Genomic DNA, 19,027 nt, shown 5'->3' with positions numbered 1-19,027 from the left:
CCTTTTCATGAGCCAAGTAGTCGCCACCCCGAATACCGTCAACAGCCTGACTGCGCTGCAGGTGCCACTGGCCGATCGCACCCTGTTGCTGCCTAACGTGGCAGTCGCTGAGCTGGTTGCCTATCGTGCACCGCAAGTCAGTGCCGGCATGCCGGCCTGGTTTCTCGGTCAGGTTAGCTGGCGTGACTTGAGTTTGCCGCTGTTGTCGTTCGAGGCGGCCTCCGATGGCCAGGCGCAGGTCGGTTCCACTGCGCGCGTGGCGATCATCAACGCCCTCGGCGGGCGCGCCAAGGTCAAGTTCATCGCCCTGTTGGTCCAGGGCATTCCGCGTTCGGTAAAGGTCGGTACCGAGCTGCTGCGTGCCGACGTGCCGCTGTCGCCTCTGGAGCTGGATGCGGTGGTCATTGGCGAGAATGTGCTGAAGATTCCCGACCTGATTGGCCTGGAGCAGAAACTGGCGGATGCCGGGTTGATCTGAGGGATCGCCGCCCGGCCGACCCTCGCGTCTTTTAGAAATCCCCCCACAATTGCTGCGCCACGCTGAGCGCCACCACCGGCGCAGTTTCCGTGCGCAGTACCCGCGGTCCTAGGCGCGCGGCGTGGAAACCGGCATTTTTAGCGTGCGCCACTTCAGCATCCGCCAAACCGCCTTCCGGGCCGATTAGAAAGGCCAACGACTGTGGTTTGCCGTGGCTGGCCAGCGGCTCGGCAACCGGGTGCAGCACCAGCTTCAAGTCCGCCTCGACCAGGCCGAGCCAGTCGGCCAGGCCGAGTGGTGGGTGAATGACAGGAATCAGCGAGCGACCACACTGTTCGCAGGCACTGATCGCCACTTGGCGCCAATGGGCCATGCGCTTGTCGGCACGCTCGTCTTTCAGGCGCACCTCGCACCGCTCGCTGACAATCGGGGTGATGGCATTGGCCCCCAGTTCGCAGGCCTTCTGGATCGCCCAGTCCATGCGCTCGCCACGTGACAGGCCCTGGCCCAGATGGATGTGCAGCGGCGATTCGGCCAGACCGGTGAAGACTTCACGCAACTCGACGCGCACATTTTTCTTGCCGACCTCGATCAGCTCGCCGAGAAACTCGTTGCCGCTGCCGTCGAACAGTTGCACGGCATCGCCAGCCGTATGGCGCAGTACGCGGGCGATGTAGTGGGCCTGGGCTTCTGGCAGCTCTTGCTGACCGAGAGCGAGTGGGGCATCGACAAAGAAGCGGGAAAGGCGCATAGGGGCAAGCTGCAAGAGGCAAGTGAGGAGCTGCAAGCTTAAAGCTTTCGGCTGGCAGCTTATAGCTGCGCCTAGCCCGGATCGCGAAAGTCCGGGTAGCGCGTGTTGCCCACGGCTACGCTGACTGAGTTGCGCGTCGCCAGATCGATGCCTTCAGTGGCGACCTCGGCAAGGAAGTCGATCTGCTCTTCAGTGATCACATAGGGCGGCAGGAAATACACCACGCTGCCCAGCGGCCGCAGCAGGGCGCCGCGTTGCAGGGCGTGCTGGTAAACCTTGAGGCCGCGCCGCTCCTGCCACGGGTAGGCGGTCTTGCTCGCCTTGTCCTGGACCATCTCGATGGCCAGGGCCATGCCGGTCTGGCGGACTTCGGCGACATGCGGGTGATCGACCAGGTGCGCGGTGGCGCTGGCCATGCGCGCGGCGAGTTTCTTGTTGGCCTCGATGACATTGTCCTGCTCGAAGATATCCAGGGTCGCCAGAGCTGCGGCGCAGGCCAGCGGGTTGCCGGTGTAGCTGTGCGAGTGGAGGAAGGCGCGCAGGCTGGTGTAGTCGTCGTAGAACGCCTGGTAGATAGTGTCGGTGGTCAGGCAGGCGGCCAGCGGCAGATAGCCACCGGTCAGGGCCTTGGACAGGCAGAGGAAGTCCGGGCGGATGCCGGCCTGTTCGCAGGCGAACATCGTCCCGGTGCGGCCGAAGCCGACGGCGATCTCGTCGTGGATCAGGTGCACGCCATAGCGGTCGCAGGCCTCGCGCAATAGCTTGAGGTAGATCGGATGGTACATGCGCATGCCACCGGCGCCCTGAATCAGCGGCTCGACTATCACCGCCGCCACCTCATGGCCGTGCTCGGCGAGGGTCTGCTCCATATGGGCGAACATGGCCCGCGAGTGGGCTTCCCAGCTCATGCCGTCGGGGCGCAAATAGCAGTCTGGGCTGGGCACCTTGATGGTGTCCAGCAGCAGCGCCTTGTAGGTGTCGGTGAACAGCGCGACATCGCCGACCGACATGGCTGCGATGGTCTCGCCGTGGTAGCTGTTGGTCAGGGTGACGAAGCGCTTTTTCTCGGGCTGGCCGACATTCAGCCAGTAGTGAAAGCTCATCTTCAGCGCGACTTCGATGCAGGATGAGCCGTTGTCGGCATAGAACACTCGATCGAGTCCGGCCGGGGTCATCTTCACCAGGCGCTCGGACAGTTCGATCACCGGCTGGTGGCTGAAGCCGGCGAGGATCACGTGTTCCAGTTGGTCGACCTGATCCTTGATGCGCTGGTTGATCCGCGGGTTGGCGTGGCCGAACACGTTGACCCACCAGGAGCTGACCGCGTCTATGTAGCGCTTGCCGTCAAAGTCTTCCAGCCATACCCCGTCACCGCGCTTGATCGGCACCAGGGGCAGCTGTTCGTGATCTTTCATCTGCGTGCAGGGATGCCAGAGCACATTCAGGTCGCGCTGCATCCAGTGGTCGTTCAGGCTCATCGAAACACTCTCCCAATCATCTGCGGCAAGCCTATCAGATGCCTCCCTGCACATGTGCGCTACAGCCTGGCGGCTCGATGATCATGACTGCGCCGCTTATCCGCTCCAGTATGCCGTTGGTAGGCGTTGCCTGAACTTCCGGCGAGCCGGGTGTACCAACTGAGTTGGATAAAATTCCTGGTTTAATCATCGTATTTCTCGATATTGCAAAGCGAAAAATTCCGCTTTTAATCGATAGATTTGCCGCTACCCTTGCCGGATCATTTTTTTAGCGAACTTTCTGTGCGGAGCTTTCTCGATGCAGTGGCGTAACACCCCCTCCCATTACGGTTTGATCAGCATTGCCTTGCATTGGCTGGTGGCGGTGGCGGTCTTTGGCCTGTTCGGGCTGGGCTACTGGATGGTCGGCCTGGACTACTACAGTGGCTGGTACAAGAGCGCGCCGGACCTGCACAAGAGCATCGGCATCCTGCTGTTCGCCCTGATGCTCGGGCGCATGCTCTGGCGCTGGCTCAGCCCGGCGCCGGCCAGCCTGGCCACTCACAGCCGGCTAACCCGACTGGGCGCCAAGTTCGGCCACACCTTTCTCTATCTGGGATTGTTCGTGTTGATGCTAGCCGGCTACCTGATTTCTACGGCCGATGGCCGGGGTATCGAGGTATTCGGCTGGTTCGAGGTGCCGGCGACCCTCACCAGCATTGCCAATCAGGAAGATGTGGCCGGCCTGGTGCATGAATACCTTGGTTGGATCCTGGTGATTTTCGCCGCTATCCATGCGCTGGCCGCCCTGAAACATCACTTTATCGACCGTGACCGCACGCTGTCCCGCATGTTTGGTCGCTGACACCTTTTCTGGTGCGTGGAATGACCCGCGTGCCGAATTATTCAACCTCACAAGGAGATTGCCCATGTTGAAGAAAACCCTCGCCGCCCTGGCTCTCGGTTCCGCTCTGCTCAGTGCTGGCCATGCCATGGCCGCCGATTACGCCATCGACAAGCAAGGTCAGCACGCTTTCGTCAATTTCAAGATCAGCCACCTGGGTTACAGCTGGCTGTACGGCACCTTCAAGGACTTCGACGGCAGCTTCAGCTTCGACGACAAGAACCCGGAAGCCAGTAAAGTTAATGTCACGCTCAACACCCAGAGCGTCGACACCAACCACGCCGAGCGCGACAAGCACATCCGCAGCGGCGACTTCCTCAATGTCGGCAAGCACCCGACTGCGACCTTCGCGTCCACGGCGGTTAAATCCACGGGCGAAGGCACGGCCGATATCACCGGTAACCTGACCCTCAATGGCGTGACCAAGCCGGTGGTGATCGCCGCCACGTTCATTGGCCAGGGCGATGACCCGTGGGGCGGCTATCGTGCCGGCTTTGCAGGCAGCACCATGCTCAAGCTGAAAGACTTCGAAATCGAGAAGGATCTTGGCCCGGCTTCCGCGGAAGTTGAGCTGATCATCTCGGTGGAAGGCGTGCGTCAGTAAGCCAGCCACGCGGCTTTCCCAGAACGCCGACCCCAGGGTCGGCGTTTTTGCAGGTGCAGAAACGACAACGCCGACCCTGAGGTCGGCGTTGTCGTTAAGCGTGCTGCTTAGCTTTCGCGATTACGCGTCAGCAGGGCAGGCTTCTCGCCGCGCGGACGACTGCTTGGCAGCTGGTCGAGTTGCTCGGGCGTCGGGAAGCGCTCAGTACTGCGCGAACCTTTGTGCACGATCACCGGCTGCTTGTCACTAGGGCTCTTTACCGGGCCCTCTTTGCGTGGCAGTTCATCGCGGTTGAGCGAGGTGGTGGTTTCACGCGAGTCGCGCGGCGGACGGGCGCGGCCGGAGCCATTGCGTCCTTGACCGCCCGAACCCTGGCGTTTGCCTTGGTTGGCTGCAGCGCCAGTACCGGCACCGGCGCCTGCACCGCTGCGTGGGTTTTTGCTTGGTGTGCGTGGGGCTTGCCCAGCAGCATTGCTGGCGCTAGGACCCGAAGCAGGCGCACCGGGCCGACGGCCACGGTTCTGCTGCTTGTTCTGGTTCGGACTGACATAGTCGGCCCGATTACCAAAGTTATCGATTTCGTCGTCGCGGAACTCATCCGGTGCCCGATCCGGTGGCAGGGCGGGTACTGGCGCCGCAGCCCGGCCGGGTTGAGCGCTGCGCGGCTGCTGCGAACGGGCGGCCTGAGGCTTGGCCTTGCCGCTGTCCTTGCCCTTGTCCTTGCGACCGCCGCCGTGGCGTTCGCCTTCAGGCTTGGCACCGCGGGGTTGGCGCGGCTTCTGCGGCTCGCGCACTTCCGGGCGCTCCGCCTCGACCGTGCTGGCGTCGAAACCGAGCAGGTCGCCATCGGCGATTTTCTGCTTGGTCATCCGCTCGATGCCCTTGAGCAGTTTTTCTTCATCGGGAGCGACCAGCGAGATCGCCTCGCCACTACGCCCGGCGCGACCAGTACGGCCGATACGGTGAACGTAGTCTTCCTCGATGTTTGGCAGCTCGAAGTTGACCACGTGCGGCAGTTGGTCGATGTCCAGGCCGCGGGCGGCGATATCGGTGGCAACCATGATCCGCACGGCGCCGGCCTTGAAGTCGGCCAAGGCTTTGGTGCGAGCGTTCTGGCTCTTGTTGCCGTGGATCGCCACGGATGCCAGGCCATGCTTGTCGAGGTACTCGGCCAAGCGGTTGGCGCCGTGCTTGGTGCGGGTGAACACCAGCACCTGTTCCCAGGCGCCGGCGCTGATCAGGTGAGCGAGCAGGGCACGCTTGTGGCTGGCCTGCAGGCGGTATACGCGCTGTTCGATGCGCTCGACCGTGGTGTTCGGCGGCGTGACCTCGATGCGCTCGGGGTTGTGCAGCAACTTGCCGGCAAGGTCGGTGATGTCTTTGGAGAAGGTCGCCGAGAACAGCAGGTTCTGCCGTTTTGTGGGCAGGCGTGCCAGGACCTTCTTCACGTCATGCACGAAGCCCATGTCGAGCATGCGGTCGGCTTCGTCCAGGACCAGGATTTCCACGTGGGACAAATCCACGGCACGCTGGCCGACCAGGTCAAGCAGGCGACCGGGGCAGGCCACCAGGACGTCGACGCCCTTGGCCATGGCCTGCACCTGGGGGTTCGTGCCGACACCGCCGAAGATGCAGGTGCTGACGAATTTCAGGTCACGGGCATAGACCTTGAAGCTCTGGTGCACCTGGGCGGCCAGTTCGCGAGTGGGGGTGAGCACCAGTACGCGGGGTTGTTTCGGGCCGTGGCGGTGCTCGCGATCGGGGTGACCGTTGGGGAACAGCAGTTCCAGGATCGGCAGGGCGAAACCGCCGGTTTTACCCGTCCCTGTTTGGGCGGCAACCATCAGGTCGCGGCCTTGCAACACGGCGGGAATGGCCCGCTGTTGCACCGGGGTAGGCTGGGTGTAGCCCGCTGCCTCGATGGCGCGGACTAAAGCCTCGGAGAGACCGAGGGAGGCAAAGGACATGAGTAATCCTGTCTAGTGAGGGCGAGGCCCTATGGGGTGTATTGCCTGACTTGAATCGCACTTGGGGGGCGCAATCCCGTCCGGTACTGCTGGTCTCTGGTGACTAGCATCCGGGCGCAAGCCTGGCGGGAAGGGTCGAGTATAACAGAGCAATGCCCTTGCGCAGCGTTCGCCTGCTTAATGGTTTGCCGTCTTGCCTGGGGGCTGTACTGCGAGTCGGGTTCGATCCGGGCTGTTGTAGCGTGCTTTCAAGGCGGCATAGGCCGGTTCATGTTTGAAGCGGCGCAGTTCACTGGCGAAGCGCTGGGCCAGTTGATCAAGCCCGGCATTGCGGCGCAGGCCCAGGTACATCTTGTCGCGACTGATGACCCGGGGATGATGCCGGATGTGCTCATCCAGGCCGGTCTGGGCCAGGATAAAGCGTCCACCGCGGCGGTCGTTGATCACCAGGTCGACCCGTTTGCGCACCAGCTTGCCGAAGTTGGCCGCGTGACTGGGGGCCGGTTCGCGGGTAAACAGTTCGGATTCACGGAAGTCCCGGTTGTTGTACCAGTAGCCGGGGGAGACGCCGATTTTAAGCCCGCGCAAATCGGTCAGGCGTTGAAATGGATGGGGATTGGCCTTGGCGTAGAACAGCACGAATTCGATCTGCGACAGCGGCTCGCTGGGAAACAGCATCAAGGCTTCGCGCTCCGGGGTACGGAAGATGTCCAGAATGCCGTCGGCATGGCCCTGTTCCAGCGCCATCAGGCAGCGCCGCCACGGCAGCAGTTGCCATTCGACCTCGACACCCAGACGTTGCAGGACGATCTGCGCGGTTTCGTAATCGAGGCCGCGCAGTACGCCGTTGTCATCATGGATATAGGGTGGCCAGGCTTCGCTGACAATGCGCAGCGTCTGGCCCTGGGCCGCGAGGCTCAGGCAGGCGAACAGCAGCGCGGCGATAAATTGGCGGTGGAATAATGGCATTGCGCCAGATTACTCGGGCAACACGGTGCTGAAAAGTGGCTCAACGGTTTGATTCGGGTGGTTAGTTCACAAAACAAAGAGGCATCGCGCCTTCCGGGGAGGGCGCGATAAACCGGTTCAGGTCACCAGTTTGTAGCAGGGCACGTAGGCCGTGTTGCCCGGCAGCTTCATGCGATGCTGGTCGACAAAGGCCTGCAGCAAGCGATCCAGCGGCTGCATGATGTCCTGGTCGCCAGTGATCTCGTAGGGGCCATGCTGTTCAATCCGGCGGATGCCCTGGTCTTTGACGTTGCCGGCGACAATGCCCGAGAACGCGCGGCGCAAATGTGCTGCCAGTTCATGCACCGGCTGGTTGCGGGTCAGCTTGAGGCCGGCCATGTTCTCGTGGGTGGGTTCGAAGGGGTGCTGGAAGTTCTCGTCGATCGTCAGCAGCCAGTTGAAGTGGAAGGCGTCATTCTGCTTGCGCCGGTATTGGGTGACCTCGTTGATGCCTTGTGCCATCTCCCGGGCCACCTGGCTCGGGTCATTGATAATGATTTTGCAGCGTTGCTGCGCTTCAGGGCCGAGGGTGGCGCCAATGAATTCATGCAGCTGCTCGATGTAGGGCGCGGCTTTTTTCGGCCCGGTCATGATCAGCGGGAAAGGTAGGTCTTTGTTGGCCGGGTGCATCAGGATGCCGAGGAAGTACAGCAGCTCTTCGGCGGTGCCGGCGCCACCGGGGAAGATGATGATGCCATGGCCTACGCGGACGAACGCCTCGAGGCGCTTTTCGATATCGGGCAGGATCACCAGTTCATTGACGATTGGGTTGGGTGCTTCGGCGGCGATGATGCCCGGCTCGGTTAGCCCCAGATAGCGTCCGTCGACGTTGCGCTGCTTGGCGTGGGAGATGGTTGCGCCTTTCATCGGTCCCTTCATCACGCCCGGGCCGCAACCGGTGCAGATATCCAGGCCGCGCAGGCCCAGTTCGTGGCCGACAATCTTGGTGTATTTGTATTCTTCGGTGCTGATCGAATGGCCGCCCCAGCACACCACTATTTTTGGTTCCACCCCGGCGCGCAGGGTGCGGGCGTTGCGCAGCAGGTGAAAGACGTAGTCGGTGATGCCTTTTGAACTGCTGAAATCCACCCGCTTGTTTTCCAGTTCGCTCTGCGTGTAGACGATATCGCGCAGGGCGCTGAACAGCATTTCCCGGGTGCTGGCGATCATTTCGCCGTCGACGAAAGCATCGGCCGGCGCGTTGCGCAGCTCCAGACGAATGCCGCGATCCTGCTGAAGAATGCGAATCTCGAAGTCCGGGTAGGCTTCCAGGATGGTCTTGGCGTTGTCGCTGTGCGAGCCGGTATTGAGGATCGCCAAGGCGCACTGGCGGAACAAGGCGTAAACGCTGCCGGAGCCGGTCTCGCGCAGTTGTTGTACCTCGCGCTGCGACAGGGTTTCCAGGCTGCCCTTGGGGGTCACTGTGGCATTGGTGGTTTTTCTTGTGGTCATTTAGCGCTCCAAGGTTGTCATCCCGCTCAAGCCATATAGGGCCAGAGGCGCGGTCAAAAGATGGGGGTCGGCAGTTCGGCAGCGTTTGCCCCGGCTTGATGCTGCTGCCGGGGTTCGCTTTACGGCTGCGTTTGCAATCAGCCTAACAGGCTGCGGCCAGCAAGCCTCGCCGTAGCGGGCCTGTGACCTTCAGCGCCATGTGGCCCGCCTGCAACCAGGCAGGAGGGGGCGTGACGCACATAATGCCCGGCGCAGTTATCAGCGCGGCAGCTTGAGGTTGTTCCAGATTGCCAGGCTGGGGGCTGCCAGGTTCATGCTGTAGAAGTGCAGGCCTGGGGCGCCGCCCTGCAGCAGGCGTTCGCACATCTCGCTGATCACCTGCTCGCCGAAGGCGCGGATGCTGTCGCTGTCATCGCCATAGGCCTCCAGCTGCTTGCGCACCCAGCGCGGGATTTCGGCGCCGCAGGCATCGGAGAAGCGTGCCAGCTTGCTGTAGTTGGTGATCGGCATGATGCCCGGTACCACCGGAATATCCACGCCCAGCTTGCGCACCCGCTCGACGAAGTAGAAGTAGCTGTCGGCGTTGAAGAAGTACTGGGTGATCGCACTGCTGGCACCGGCCTTGGCCTTGCGCACGAAGTTGGCGATGTCGTCCTCGAAATTGCGCGCCTGCGGATGCATCTCCGGGTAGGCGGCGATTTCGATATGGAAGTGGTCGCCGGTTTCTTCGCGGATGAAGCTGACCAGTTCGTTGGCGTAGCGCATCTCGCCGCTGGCCATGCCCATACCGGAGGGCAGGTCGCCGCGCAGGGCGACAATGCGCTCGATCCCGGCCTTCTGGTACAGGTGCAGCAGTTCGCGCAGTTCGGCCTTGGAATCGCCGACGCAGGACAGGTGCGGCGCCGTGCTCACGCCGACATCGTTATTCAACTGCAGCACGGTATTCAGGGTACGGTCGCGGGTTGAGCCGCCAGCACCGTAGGTGCAGGAGAAGAAATCCGGGTTGTAGCTCGCCAGTTGGCGTGCCACGTTCAACAGTTTTTCATGCCCGGCTTCGGTCTTGGCAGGGAAGAACTCGAAGCTGAAGCGGCGTTCTTGAGACATAAGAAAATTCCGTAGGGTGGGTTAGCCGAAGGCGTAACCCACCATGGTTCTCGATGGGTTAGGCCGCTGCGCGGCTAACCTGCGCGGCCCGACCCATCCTACGCATCAATAGCGATAGGCGTCCGGCTTGAACGGGCCTTCCTGGGTGACGCCAATGTACTCGGCCTGCTGCTTGGTCAGTTGCGTGACCACGCCGCCAAAGCCCTTGACCATCTCCAGCGCCACTTCTTCGTCGAGCTTCTTCGGCAGCACTTCGACGGTCAGGCGCTCGGCTTTCTGCGCGGCAGGCAGCTCGGCGTACTTCTGGCCGAACAGGAAGATCTGCGCCAGCACCTGGTTGGCGAAGGAACCGTCCATGATCCGGCTCGGGTGGCCGGTGGCGTTGCCCAGGTTAACCAGGCGGCCTTCGGCCAGCAGGATCAGGTAGTCGTCGTTGAGCGGATCAAGGTCTTTGCCGGTGCGGTGGATCTTGTGCACCTGCGGCTTCACTTCTTCCCAGGCCCAGTTCTTGCGCATGAAAGCGGTGTCGATTTCATTGTCGAAGTGGCCGATATTGCACACCACGGCGCGCTTCTTCAGGGCTGTGAGCATATTGGCGTCGCAGACGTTGACGTTGCCGGTGGTGGTGACGATCAGGTCGATCTTGCCCAGCAGGGCCGCGTCGATGCTGGCGGCAGTGCCGTCGTTGATCCCGTCCTTGAACGGTGAAACCAGTTCGAAACCGTCCATGCAGGCCTGCATGGCGCAGATCGGATCGATTTCAGAGACCTTGACGATCATGCCTTCCTGGCGCAGCGATTGCGACGAACCCTTGCCCACGTCGCCGTAGCCGATCACCAGCGCCTGCTTGCCGGACAGCAGGTGGTCGGTACCGCGCTTGATCGCGTCGTTGAGGCTGTGACGGCAGCCGTACTTGTTGTCGTTCTTGCTCTTGGTCACCGAGTCGTTGACGTTGATCGCCGGGACTTTCAGGGTGCCGGCCTTGAGCATGTCGAGCAGGCGGTGCACGCCGGTAGTGGTTTCTTCGGTGACGCCATGCATGGTGTCGAGCATCGCCGGGTATTTGTTATGCAGGATCTCGGTCAGGTCGCCGCCGTCATCGAGGATCATGTTGGCGTCCCACGGCGTGTCGCCAGCGAGGATGGTCTGCTCGATGCACCACTCGTATTCGGCTTCGGTTTCGCCCTTCCAGGCGAATACCGGAATGCCGGCGGCGGCGATGGCCGCTGCGGCTTGATCCTGGGTAGAGAAGATGTTGCAGGACGACCAGCGCACTTCGGCGCCCAGGGCGATCAGGGTCTCGATCAGCACGGCGGTCTGGATGGTCATGTGGATGCAGCCGATGATCTTCGCGCCCTTGAGCGGTTGCTCGGCGGCATACTTGCGGCGCATGCCCATCAGGGCAGGCATTTCCGATTCGGCGATGATGATTTCGCGGCGGCCCCAGGCGGCCAGGGAAATGTCGGCGACTTTGAAATCGGTAAAACCGGCAGGCGTCAGTACAGCGCTCATAAATGAGTTCTCCATTCGTTTGTGTCGAATGGGCGCCGTTGGTGCGTATGGTTAACGCCCCATCCGAGCCTGACAAAACCCTGGGTCGACAGGGTTTGCTGCAGCGCCCCTCGGACAGGTGGCGGGAGCGACCGGGCTGTGCCGATCGTGTGAAACCCGGCGATTATAGCGATGCCGCGCGCCAAGCCCAAGGCTTTCCGTCGCCCGGGATGGACGCGGGTGGTAGCCTTGGCCAATTCCGCCGCAATGGACCGAGCATGGGCAATCACAAGAGTGAGATACGTCGACGCAATGTCGACAAAATCCTTCTGGCCGCCGAACAGGTCTTCGCCGAGAAGGGCTATGGCGGTACTGCCATGGGCGACATCGCCGGGCAGGTCGGGCTGCCGCGATCCAACCTGCATTACTACTTCAGCACCAAGGACGACCTCTATCGCGCGGTGCTGCTCGGCCTGCTCGAGTTGTGGAAGCAGGACGCGCTGTGCTTCGAGATGTATGACGATCCGCGCGTGGTGCTCAGTACCTATATCCGCGCCAAGATGAACCACTCACGCACCCGCGCGCATGGTTCCAAGGTCTGGGCCGATGAGATTATCCACGGCGCCCCCATGCTCGGCGCGACCCTGGATGACAGTCTGTACAGCTGGGCGAAGATGAAGGAGGCGAAGATTCGCCAGTGGGTGGACGACCAGCGCATCCTGGCGGTGGAACCGTCGGCACTGCTCTACATGATCTGGGCCTCGACCCAGCATTACGCCGACTTCAGCCATCAGGTCGGGGTGCTCAACGATCATCAGCCGCTGTCCGACCTGCAGTTCGAGCGGGCGGTGCAGACGGTGACCAGTGTGATTCTGCGTGGCATTGGCCTGGAACCCTGAGTTCGCGAACTCATTCGGCATGCATGCCGCGTGATTGATGCGGATCGTCGCCGACTGCGCCCATGCCTTCGCCGTCAGTCCGGCAAAACCCCGGGCTGCGTATGGTCGTTCGGCGCGAGCCTGGGGTAGACTCGCTGACTCCCTCGAAAAGCCGCCTGCGATAACGCCATGCTCGAACAGTACGTCAAGATGATCCTCACCTCGCGCGTCTACGACGTCGCGGTGGAAACTCCGCTGCACGCCGCCAACCAATTGTCCGAGCGTCTGGGTAACCAGATTCTGCTCAAGCGCGAAGACCTGCAGCCGGTGTACTCGTTCAAGATTCGCGGCGCCTACAACAAGCTGGCGCAGCTCTCGGTCGAGGAGCGTGCGCGCGGGGTGGTCACCGCCTCCGCTGGCAATCATGCCCAGGGCCTGGCTCTGGCGGCCAAGGTGCTGGGGGTCAAGGCGGCCATCGTGATGCCCAAGACCACGCCGGAGATCAAGGTCCAGGGCGTGCGCTCGCGCGGCGGCAAGGTGCTGCTGCACGGCGACAGCTTCCCCGAGGCGCTGGCCTATTCGTTGAAGCTGGTGGACGAGAAGGGCTACATCTATATCCACCCCTATGACGATCCGCACACCATCGCCGGCCAGGGCACCGTGGCCATGGAGATCCTCCGTCAGCAGCCGGGGCAACTGGATGCGATCTTCGTTCCAGTGGGCGGCGGCGGGCTGATCGCGGGCATCGCCGCCTACGTCAAATACCTGCGGCCCGACATCCGGGTGATCGGCGTCGAGCCGGACGACTCCAACTGTTTGCAGGCGGCCATGGCCGCTGGCGAGCGTGTGGTGCTGCCACAGGTCGGGCTGTTCGCCGACGGCGTCGCGGTGGCGCAGATCGGTCAGCACACCTTCGATATCTGCCGGCACCATGTCGACGAGGTGATCACCGTCAGCACCGACGAGATCTGCGCGGCGATCAAGGACATCTACGACGACACTCGCTCGATCACCGAGCCGGCTGGCGCCCTGAGCGTCGCCGGGATCAAGAAGTACATCGAACGCGAAGGCTGCACTGGCAAGGTGTTGGTCGGCATCGACTCGGGCGCCAACGTCAACTTCGACCGCTTGCGCCATGTCGCCGAGCGCGCCGAACTGGGCGAGAAGCGCGAGGCGATCATCGCCGTGACCATTCCCGAGCAGCCGGGCAGCTTCAAGGCCTTCTGCGAGGCGATCGGTAAACGCCAGATCACCGAGTTCAACTACCGCTACCACAGCGACAAGGAAGCGCACATCTTCGTCGGCGTGCAGACCCACCCGGAAACCGACCCGCGCGCCGCCTTGGTGGAAAGCCTGCGCGGCCAGGGCTTCCCGGTGGTGGACCTGACCGATAACGAACTGGCCAAACTGCACATCCGCCATATGGTCGGCGGTCATGCGGCGCGGGTGCGCGACGAGGTGGTGCTGCGCTTCGAGTTCCCCGAGCGGCCGGGCGCGCTGTTCAACTTCCTGCAGAAACTCGGTGGGCGCTGGAACATCTCGATGTTCCACTACCGCAACCACGGCGCCGCCGATGGGCGGGTAGTCGCCGGCCTGCAAGTGCCAGAGGCCGAGCGCCACCTGGTGCCGGCGGCGCTGGACGCGATCGGCTATCCATACTGGGACGAAAGTGAAAACCCGGCGTACACCCTCTTTCTGGGTTAACCGACCGGCGAGACATTCCTGCGTGCGGTCGAGTGGCGTTGCCATCAGCCTCGCCCGACCGGCGTACACGACATTGCTTAACCACTTATTGCGTCGGTCATCCGACAGGGAACAACCGCCTCATGGATCCATACCTGCTCCTGCGAATCGCTCACAGCCTGCCCGCCATCCTGCTACTGCTCGGTGTGCTGGCCCATGTCTTCATGCTGTGGAAGGCCCGGCGTGGCGGCGATGCGGTCATCTTGCAACGCAAGCTGCGGCGCACCCGCATGATCAGCCTGCCGCTGCTGGGCTTGCTGGCACTGAGCTTGCCGGTCAGTGGTTGGGGGCTGGTGAATCTGCGCGGTTGGCCGCTGGGCCAGACCTGGTTGCTGGGTGGCAGCATCCTGTTCGCGGTGATGATGCTCTTCGGCCTGTTGCTCGCCGGTCGCCTGGCCGCCTGGCAGGCACTGGGTGAAACGCCAGCCTCTAGTCGCCTGCTGGGCTTTACCGCTGCGTATGCCGGGCTGATCGTTCTGTTGCTGCTGGTGATCATGGGCCTGATGGGCGCCAAACCGGCCTGACGGGGCAGGCACTCATGTAGATCCGTTTATGCGCAATGCTTTTGCAGGCATGCCCTGTCGCGGCCATGGGCCGCTCCTACGAAGCGGTGTAGGTGCAGACGCTTTTTTCATCCACCGTCGTCGTTGGCGGATGGGTAAAGCGTCTTCCACCCTACAAGGCTGCAGACCTTGCGCATAAACATAGGGTCTAGAGGGCCTGAGGCGGGCCTGTTCTTGGGCAACCTACAAGGGGCAGGCGCTTTCTAGCGCAACGAAATGATCGGCCAGCCGCGTTTTTCGGCTTCGGCGCGCAGGTTCGGGTCGGGGTCGACTACTACGGGGTGGGTGACTTGCTCCAGCAGCGCCAGGTCGTTCATCGAGTCGCTGTAGAAGTAGCTATCGGCCAGGCTGAAACCGGTTTCCGCCAGCCAGCGGTTGAGCCTGGTGACCTTGCCCTGCTTGAAGCAGGGCACGTCGGTGGTGCGCCCGGTGTAGCGACCGTCGGCCATTTCGCATTCGGTGGCCAGCAGGGTGTCGACGCCCAGGCGTGCGGCAATCGGCGCGGTGACGAAGCGGTTGGTGGCGGTGATGATCAGCAGCTTGTCGCCGGCGCCGCGGTGTTCCTCGAGTAGGGCTTCGCCCTTGGCCAGGATCATCGGTTCGACGCAGTCGCGCATGAACTCGCGGTGCCATTGCTCGAGTTGCGCCATCTCGCTACGGCCGAGAATTGTCAGGCTGAAATTCAGGTAGTCGGCGATATCCAGGCGGCCCGCCAGGTAGTCCTGGTAGAACTCGTCGTTGCGCGTCTTGTAGGCGATGCCATCGAGAATGCCGCGCTCACACAGGTAATCGCCCCAGGCGTGATCGCTGTCGCCGCCGAGCAGGGTGTTGTCGAGATCGAATAAAGCCAGACGCACAGGACACCTTTCATCAAAACCTAGAAGGGCCGTCAGGATAACGACTTTTATAAGAGCTGCCCATTCGGGTGCCCGCGTTGCTGCTGTCGCGACCTTTGTGGAACAATGCCGAAACATGCGTTTACGAGGTTGTGCGCCGTGATCGATCCTGATGGTTTTCGCCCCAATGTCGGCATCATTTTGACCAATGATGTTGGCCAGGTGCTCTGGGCGCGTCGGATAAACCAGGACGCCTGGCAGTTCCCGCAAGGCGGGATCAACGACTATGAGTCACCGGAAGAAGCGCTGTACCGCGAATTGAACGAGGAAGTCGGCCTGGAGCAGCAGGATGTGAAAATTCTCGCCTGCACTCGGGGTTGGTTGAGGTATCGTCTGCCTCAGCGTCTGGTTCGCACCCACAGTCAACCGCTGTGCATCGGCCAGAAACAGAAGTGGTTCCTGCTGCGTCTGACGTCGGACGAACAGCGGGTACGCATGGACCTGACCGGCAAGCCCGAGTTCGATGGCTGGCGCTGGGTCAGTTACTGGTACCCGTTGGGCCAGGTGGTCACATTCAAGCGCGAGGTCTATCGTCGCGCCCTCAAGGAACTCGCTCCGCGCCTGCTGGCGCGGGACTGATACGGACTAGAGCCGAGCCATGCTCAATACGCTGCGCAAGATCGTCCAGGAAGTAAATGCCGCCAAGGACCTCAAGGCGGCCTTGGGCATCATTGTGCAGCGGGTCAAGGAGGCCATGGGCAGCCAGGTCTGCTCGGTCTATCTGCTCGACCCGGAGAGCAACCGCTTCGTGCTGATGGCCACCGATGGCCTGAACAAGCGCTCCATCGGCAAGGTCAGCATGGCGCCCAACGAGGGCCTGGTCGGTCTGGTTGGCACCCGCGAGGAGCCGCTCAATCTGGAGAATGCCTCCGAACACCCGCGCTACCGCTACTTTGCCGAAACCGGTGAGGAGCGTTATGCCTCCTTCCTCGGCTCGCCGATCATCCACCATCGCAAGGTGATGGGCGTGCTGGTTATCCAGCAAAAGGAGCGGCGCCAGTTCGACGAGGGCGAAGAAGCCTTTTTGGTGACCATGAGCGCCCAGCTCGCCGGGGTTATCGCGCACGCCGAGGCAACCGGCTCGATCCGCGGCCTGGGCAGGCAAGGCAAGGGTATCCAGGTGGCCAAGTTCGTTGGCGTGCCGGGTTCGCCCGGTGCGGCGGTGGGGACGGCGGTGGTGGTATTGCCGCCGGCCGATCTGGAAGTGGTGCCGGATAAAGCCGTCGACGACATCGCCGCCGAGCTGACCTTGTTCAACAACGCCCTGGAAGGTGTGCGCAGCGACATGCGTGCGCTGTCGGCGAAGATGGCCAGCCAGCTGCGCCCGGAAGAGCGTGCGCTGTTCGACGTCTATCTGATGATGCTGGAAGACGCCGCCCTGGGTAACGAGGTGGTCAAGGTCATCCGTACCGGCCAGTGGGCCCAGGGCGCACTGCGCCAGGTGATTGGCGAACACATCAATCGTTTCGAGTTGATGGACGACGCCTACCTGCGCGAGCGCGCCAGCGACGTCAAAGACCTCGGCCGCCGCCTGCTCGCCTATCTGCAGCAGGCGCGTCAGCAGACCCTGGTCTACCCGGACAATTGCATCCTGGTCAGCGAAGAGCTGTCGCCGGCGATGCTTGGTGAGGTGCCGGAAGGCAAGCTGGTCGGCCTGGTTTCGGTGCAGGGCTCGGGCAACTCACATGTGGCGATCTTCGCTCGCGCCATGGGCATTCCCACGGTGATGGGGGTGGTCGATCTGCCCTATTCGAAGATCGACGGCATCCAGCTGATCGTCGATGGCTACCATGGCGAGGTGTTCACCAACCCCAGCGAGCTCCTGCGCAAGCAGTATGCCGAGGTGGTCGAGGAAGAACGCCAGCTGACCCAGGGCCTCGATGCCTTGCGTGGCTTGCCGTGCGAGACGCTGGACGGTTACCACATGCCGCTGTGGGTCAATACCGGCCTGCTTGCCGATGTGAAGCGTGCTCAGGAGCGCGGCGCCGAGGGCGTGGGTCTGTACCGTACCGAAGTGCCCTTCATGATCAAGGAGCGCTTCCCCAGCGAGAAGGAACAGCTCGCCATTTATCGCGAGCAGCTGGTCGCCTTCCATCCGTTGCCGGTAACCATGCGCAGCCTGGATATCGGTGGCGACAAGGCGCTGAGCTATTTTCCGATCAAGGAAGAAAACCCCTTCCTCGGTTGGCGCGGCATCCGCGTCACCCTCGACCACCCGGAAATCTTCCTGGTGCAGACCCGCGCCATGCTCAAGGCCAGTGAAGGCTTGGATAACCTGCGCATCCTGTTGCCGATGATTTCCGGGATTCAGGAGCTGGAAGAAGCGCTGCACCTGATTCACCGTTCCTGGGGCGAGGTGCGCGACGAGGGCGTCGACATCCCGCTGCCGCCGGTTGGGGTGATGATCGAGATTCCCGCAGCGGTCTATCAGGTGCGCGAGCTGGCGCGTCAGGTCGACTTTCTCTCGGTCGGCTCCAACGACCTAACCCAGTACCTGCTGGCGGTGGACCGCAACAATCCGCGCGTCGCCGAGCTCTACGACTTTCTCCATCCGGCAGTGCTACAAGCGCTGTGCAAGGTGGTTGAAGGCGCCCATGCCGAAGGCAAACCGGTGAGTATCTGTGGCGAAATGGCCGGCGATCCGGTGGCGGCGGTGCTGTTGATGGCGATGGGCTTCGATAGCCTGTCGATGAACGCCACCAACCTGCCCAAGGTCAAGTGGCTGCTGCGTCAGATCAGCCTGGGCAAGGCCAAGGAGCTGCTGGCCCAGGTGATGACCATCGACAATCCGCAGGTGATCCACAGCACCCTGCAACTGGCCCTGCGCAACCTTGGCCTGGGCCGCATGATCAATCCGGCCTCGGGTATCCAGGCCTGAATCCCATGCGGGATGCAGCCTAGCGCTCGATCCTCACCTCGTTCAGCTGTCCGCCCAAGGGGCCGTAGCTGCGCTCGACCAGGGTTCGCGAACCGTCGGCCTTGACCAGCAGCACCGTGCTGGCGCGGGTGCCATAGCTGTGGGTGGCGATGAAAATGCTCGAGAGCAGGCGTTCAGTATTCAAGTCCAGGCCAGTGTCGGGTAGGCGAGCGTCTTCGGCTTGTTGGCTGTCATGGAGCAAGTCCAGCAACGCCGGAATCTGCGGCGCTATCAGGCACTCGTCGAGCAGCGCCTTGGCTTTTTCCACCTTGGGCCAGGGTGTGTCCAGTTCGGCATTCGACAGGCCGTAGAGCCCCTCCGTCAGTTGCACGGGCTCGCCTGCGCGCGAATTCAGCAGCCAGAGCTGCTGCTGATCGCCGAGTAATAGGTTGAAACCAGAATAGTCCCCGGCGCGTTGCGCTAGCTCGCGCAAAAAGTCTTCCGGGCCGAGCAGGCCATTCAGGAACTGGATGGGAAGTTCGCCCCTGGAGCGGCCTCGCGGCGGCTGGCGTGGGTCGCGGATATTAGTCAGCGCGGCGAAACGGCCCTTGGGGCCGATGCCCAGCCAGGTGCCCCCGGCCTGTTGATCGCGCCCGGCGATTACCCCAGGCATGTCCGGCCATTGCGCCAACGGCAGGCTGGGACGGTCATAGAATTCGTCGCGGTTGGCTGCCATGACCAGTGGCAACTCGTGGCCGGGACGCCAGGCGAATACGATCAGGCACATGGGAGTCCTATCGGGGGGGCGGTAAGCTTGAGTTACTAAGATTGAAGCGCAGCTGTCCGATTGCGCAAGTCTCGGCTTCAGCTTCGC

Annotated in this window: 17 protein-coding genes and 1 riboswitch; of the genes, 8 read left to right on the top strand and 9 right to left on the bottom strand. The window is 62.4% G+C overall.

The annotated features are described in order from the left end of the window. Window positions 1–7: 7 nt before the first annotated feature. Window positions 8–478, top strand: a complete 471-nt coding sequence (locus tag VCJ09_RS22720; RefSeq protein WP_324732272.1) for a chemotaxis protein CheW — start codon at window positions 8–10, stop codon at window positions 476–478. Window positions 479–509: 31 nt separating this feature from the next. Here VCJ09_RS22720 and VCJ09_RS22715 read toward each other — a convergent pair whose 3' ends face one another. Together VCJ09_RS22715 and VCJ09_RS22710 are read right to left on the bottom strand one after the other, a co-directional pair. Beyond that, window positions 510–1,229, bottom strand: a complete 720-nt coding sequence (locus VCJ09_RS22715) for a 16S rRNA (uracil(1498)-N(3))-methyltransferase (protein ID WP_324732271.1) — start codon at window positions 1,227–1,229, stop codon at window positions 510–512. 71 nt (window positions 1,230–1,300) lie between these two features. Next, window positions 1,301–2,707: an adenosylmethionine--8-amino-7-oxononanoate transaminase gene (locus VCJ09_RS22710; protein WP_324732270.1), complete on the bottom strand. Its 1,407-nt coding sequence runs from the start codon at window positions 2,705–2,707 to the stop codon at window positions 1,301–1,303. Between the two features lie 298 nt (window positions 2,708–3,005). Here VCJ09_RS22710 and VCJ09_RS22705 point away from each other — a divergent pair, with 298 nt between their 5' ends. Both VCJ09_RS22705 and VCJ09_RS22700 read left to right on the top strand, forming a co-directional pair. Continuing rightward, window positions 3,006–3,551 (top strand): cytochrome b, encoded by a 546-nt coding sequence (locus VCJ09_RS22705; protein ID WP_324732269.1) that lies wholly within the window; start codon window positions 3,006–3,008, stop codon window positions 3,549–3,551. A gap of 64 nt (window positions 3,552–3,615) precedes the next feature. After that, window positions 3,616–4,194: a YceI family protein gene (locus VCJ09_RS22700; protein ID WP_079203705.1), complete on the top strand. Its 579-nt coding sequence runs from the start codon at window positions 3,616–3,618 to the stop codon at window positions 4,192–4,194. A 107-nt stretch (window positions 4,195–4,301) separates the two neighbouring features. On the opposite strand, the gene VCJ09_RS22695 is transcribed toward VCJ09_RS22700, so the two are convergent. From VCJ09_RS22695 to ahcY, 5 genes are all read right to left on the bottom strand, one after another. After that, complete coding sequence (locus VCJ09_RS22695; RefSeq protein ID WP_324732268.1) at window positions 4,302–6,161, bottom strand: DEAD/DEAH box helicase; 1,860 nt, start codon at window positions 6,159–6,161, stop codon at window positions 4,302–4,304. Between the two features lie 177 nt (window positions 6,162–6,338). Next, entirely contained in the window at window positions 6,339–7,130 is a 792-nt protein-coding gene (locus VCJ09_RS22690; protein WP_324732267.1) for a substrate-binding periplasmic protein, read from the bottom strand. Between the two features lie 117 nt (window positions 7,131–7,247). Next, window positions 7,248–8,621 carry a nucleotide 5'-monophosphate nucleosidase PpnN gene (gene ppnN / locus VCJ09_RS22685; protein ID WP_079203702.1) on the bottom strand — a complete coding sequence of 458 codons (1,374 nt, stop codon included), beginning with the start codon at window positions 8,619–8,621 and terminating at the stop codon, window positions 7,248–7,250. A 258-nt stretch (window positions 8,622–8,879) separates the two neighbouring features. Next, on the bottom strand, window positions 8,880–9,725 hold the full coding sequence (metF, locus tag VCJ09_RS22680; RefSeq protein ID WP_324732266.1) for a methylenetetrahydrofolate reductase [NAD(P)H]: 846 nt from the start codon (window positions 9,723–9,725) through the stop codon (window positions 8,880–8,882). Window positions 9,726–9,830: 105 nt separating this feature from the next. Continuing rightward, a complete protein-coding gene (ahcY, locus tag VCJ09_RS22675; protein ID WP_324732265.1) occupies window positions 9,831–11,237 on the bottom strand; it encodes an adenosylhomocysteinase in 1,407 nt (468 codons plus the stop codon). 23 nt (window positions 11,238–11,260) lie between these two features. Then, window positions 11,261–11,355, bottom strand: a riboswitch (S-adenosyl-L-homocysteine riboswitch). Window positions 11,356–11,494: 139 nt separating this feature from the next. On the opposite strand from ahcY, the gene VCJ09_RS22670 reads away from it, so the two are divergent. The 3 genes from VCJ09_RS22670 to VCJ09_RS22660 all read left to right on the top strand — a co-directional run bounded on the left by VCJ09_RS22670 (window position 11,495) and on the right by VCJ09_RS22660 (window position 14,361). Further along, window positions 11,495–12,115 (top strand): TetR/AcrR family transcriptional regulator, encoded by a 621-nt coding sequence (locus VCJ09_RS22670; RefSeq protein ID WP_324732264.1) that lies wholly within the window; start codon window positions 11,495–11,497, stop codon window positions 12,113–12,115. Between the two features lie 168 nt (window positions 12,116–12,283). Continuing rightward, window positions 12,284–13,798: a threonine ammonia-lyase, biosynthetic gene (gene ilvA, locus VCJ09_RS22665; RefSeq protein WP_324732263.1), complete on the top strand. Its 1,515-nt coding sequence runs from the start codon at window positions 12,284–12,286 to the stop codon at window positions 13,796–13,798. 122 nt (window positions 13,799–13,920) lie between these two features. Continuing rightward, complete coding sequence (locus VCJ09_RS22660) at window positions 13,921–14,361, top strand: DUF2269 family protein (RefSeq protein ID WP_324732262.1); 441 nt, start codon at window positions 13,921–13,923, stop codon at window positions 14,359–14,361. Between the two features lie 242 nt (window positions 14,362–14,603). Here VCJ09_RS22660 and VCJ09_RS22655 read toward each other — a convergent pair whose 3' ends face one another. Beyond that, entirely contained in the window at window positions 14,604–15,257 is a 654-nt protein-coding gene (locus VCJ09_RS22655; protein ID WP_324732261.1) for a histidinol-phosphatase, read from the bottom strand. 138 nt (window positions 15,258–15,395) lie between these two features. Here VCJ09_RS22655 and VCJ09_RS22650 point away from each other — a divergent pair, with 138 nt between their 5' ends. Together VCJ09_RS22650 and ptsP are read left to right on the top strand one after the other, a co-directional pair. Then, entirely contained in the window at window positions 15,396–15,875 is a 480-nt protein-coding gene (locus tag VCJ09_RS22650; protein WP_079203695.1) for an RNA pyrophosphohydrolase, read from the top strand. A 19-nt stretch (window positions 15,876–15,894) separates the two neighbouring features. Beyond that, window positions 15,895–18,174 (top strand): phosphoenolpyruvate--protein phosphotransferase, encoded by a 2,280-nt coding sequence (ptsP, locus tag VCJ09_RS22645; RefSeq protein WP_324732260.1) that lies wholly within the window; start codon window positions 15,895–15,897, stop codon window positions 18,172–18,174. Window positions 18,175–18,193: 19 nt separating this feature from the next. On the opposite strand, the gene VCJ09_RS22640 is transcribed toward ptsP, so the two are convergent. Then, a complete protein-coding gene (locus VCJ09_RS22640; RefSeq protein ID WP_324732259.1) occupies window positions 18,194–18,940 on the bottom strand; it encodes an NRDE family protein in 747 nt (248 codons plus the stop codon). Between the last annotated feature and the right edge of the window lie 87 nt (window positions 18,941–19,027).

It is taken from the genome of Pseudomonas paeninsulae, assembly GCF_035621475.1.
Classification (GTDB): Bacteria; Pseudomonadota; Gammaproteobacteria; order Pseudomonadales; family Pseudomonadaceae; genus Aquipseudomonas; species Aquipseudomonas paeninsulae.
The sequence above is the reverse complement of the archived record's forward strand: the minus strand, read 5'-3'. Positions and strand labels throughout refer to the sequence as shown.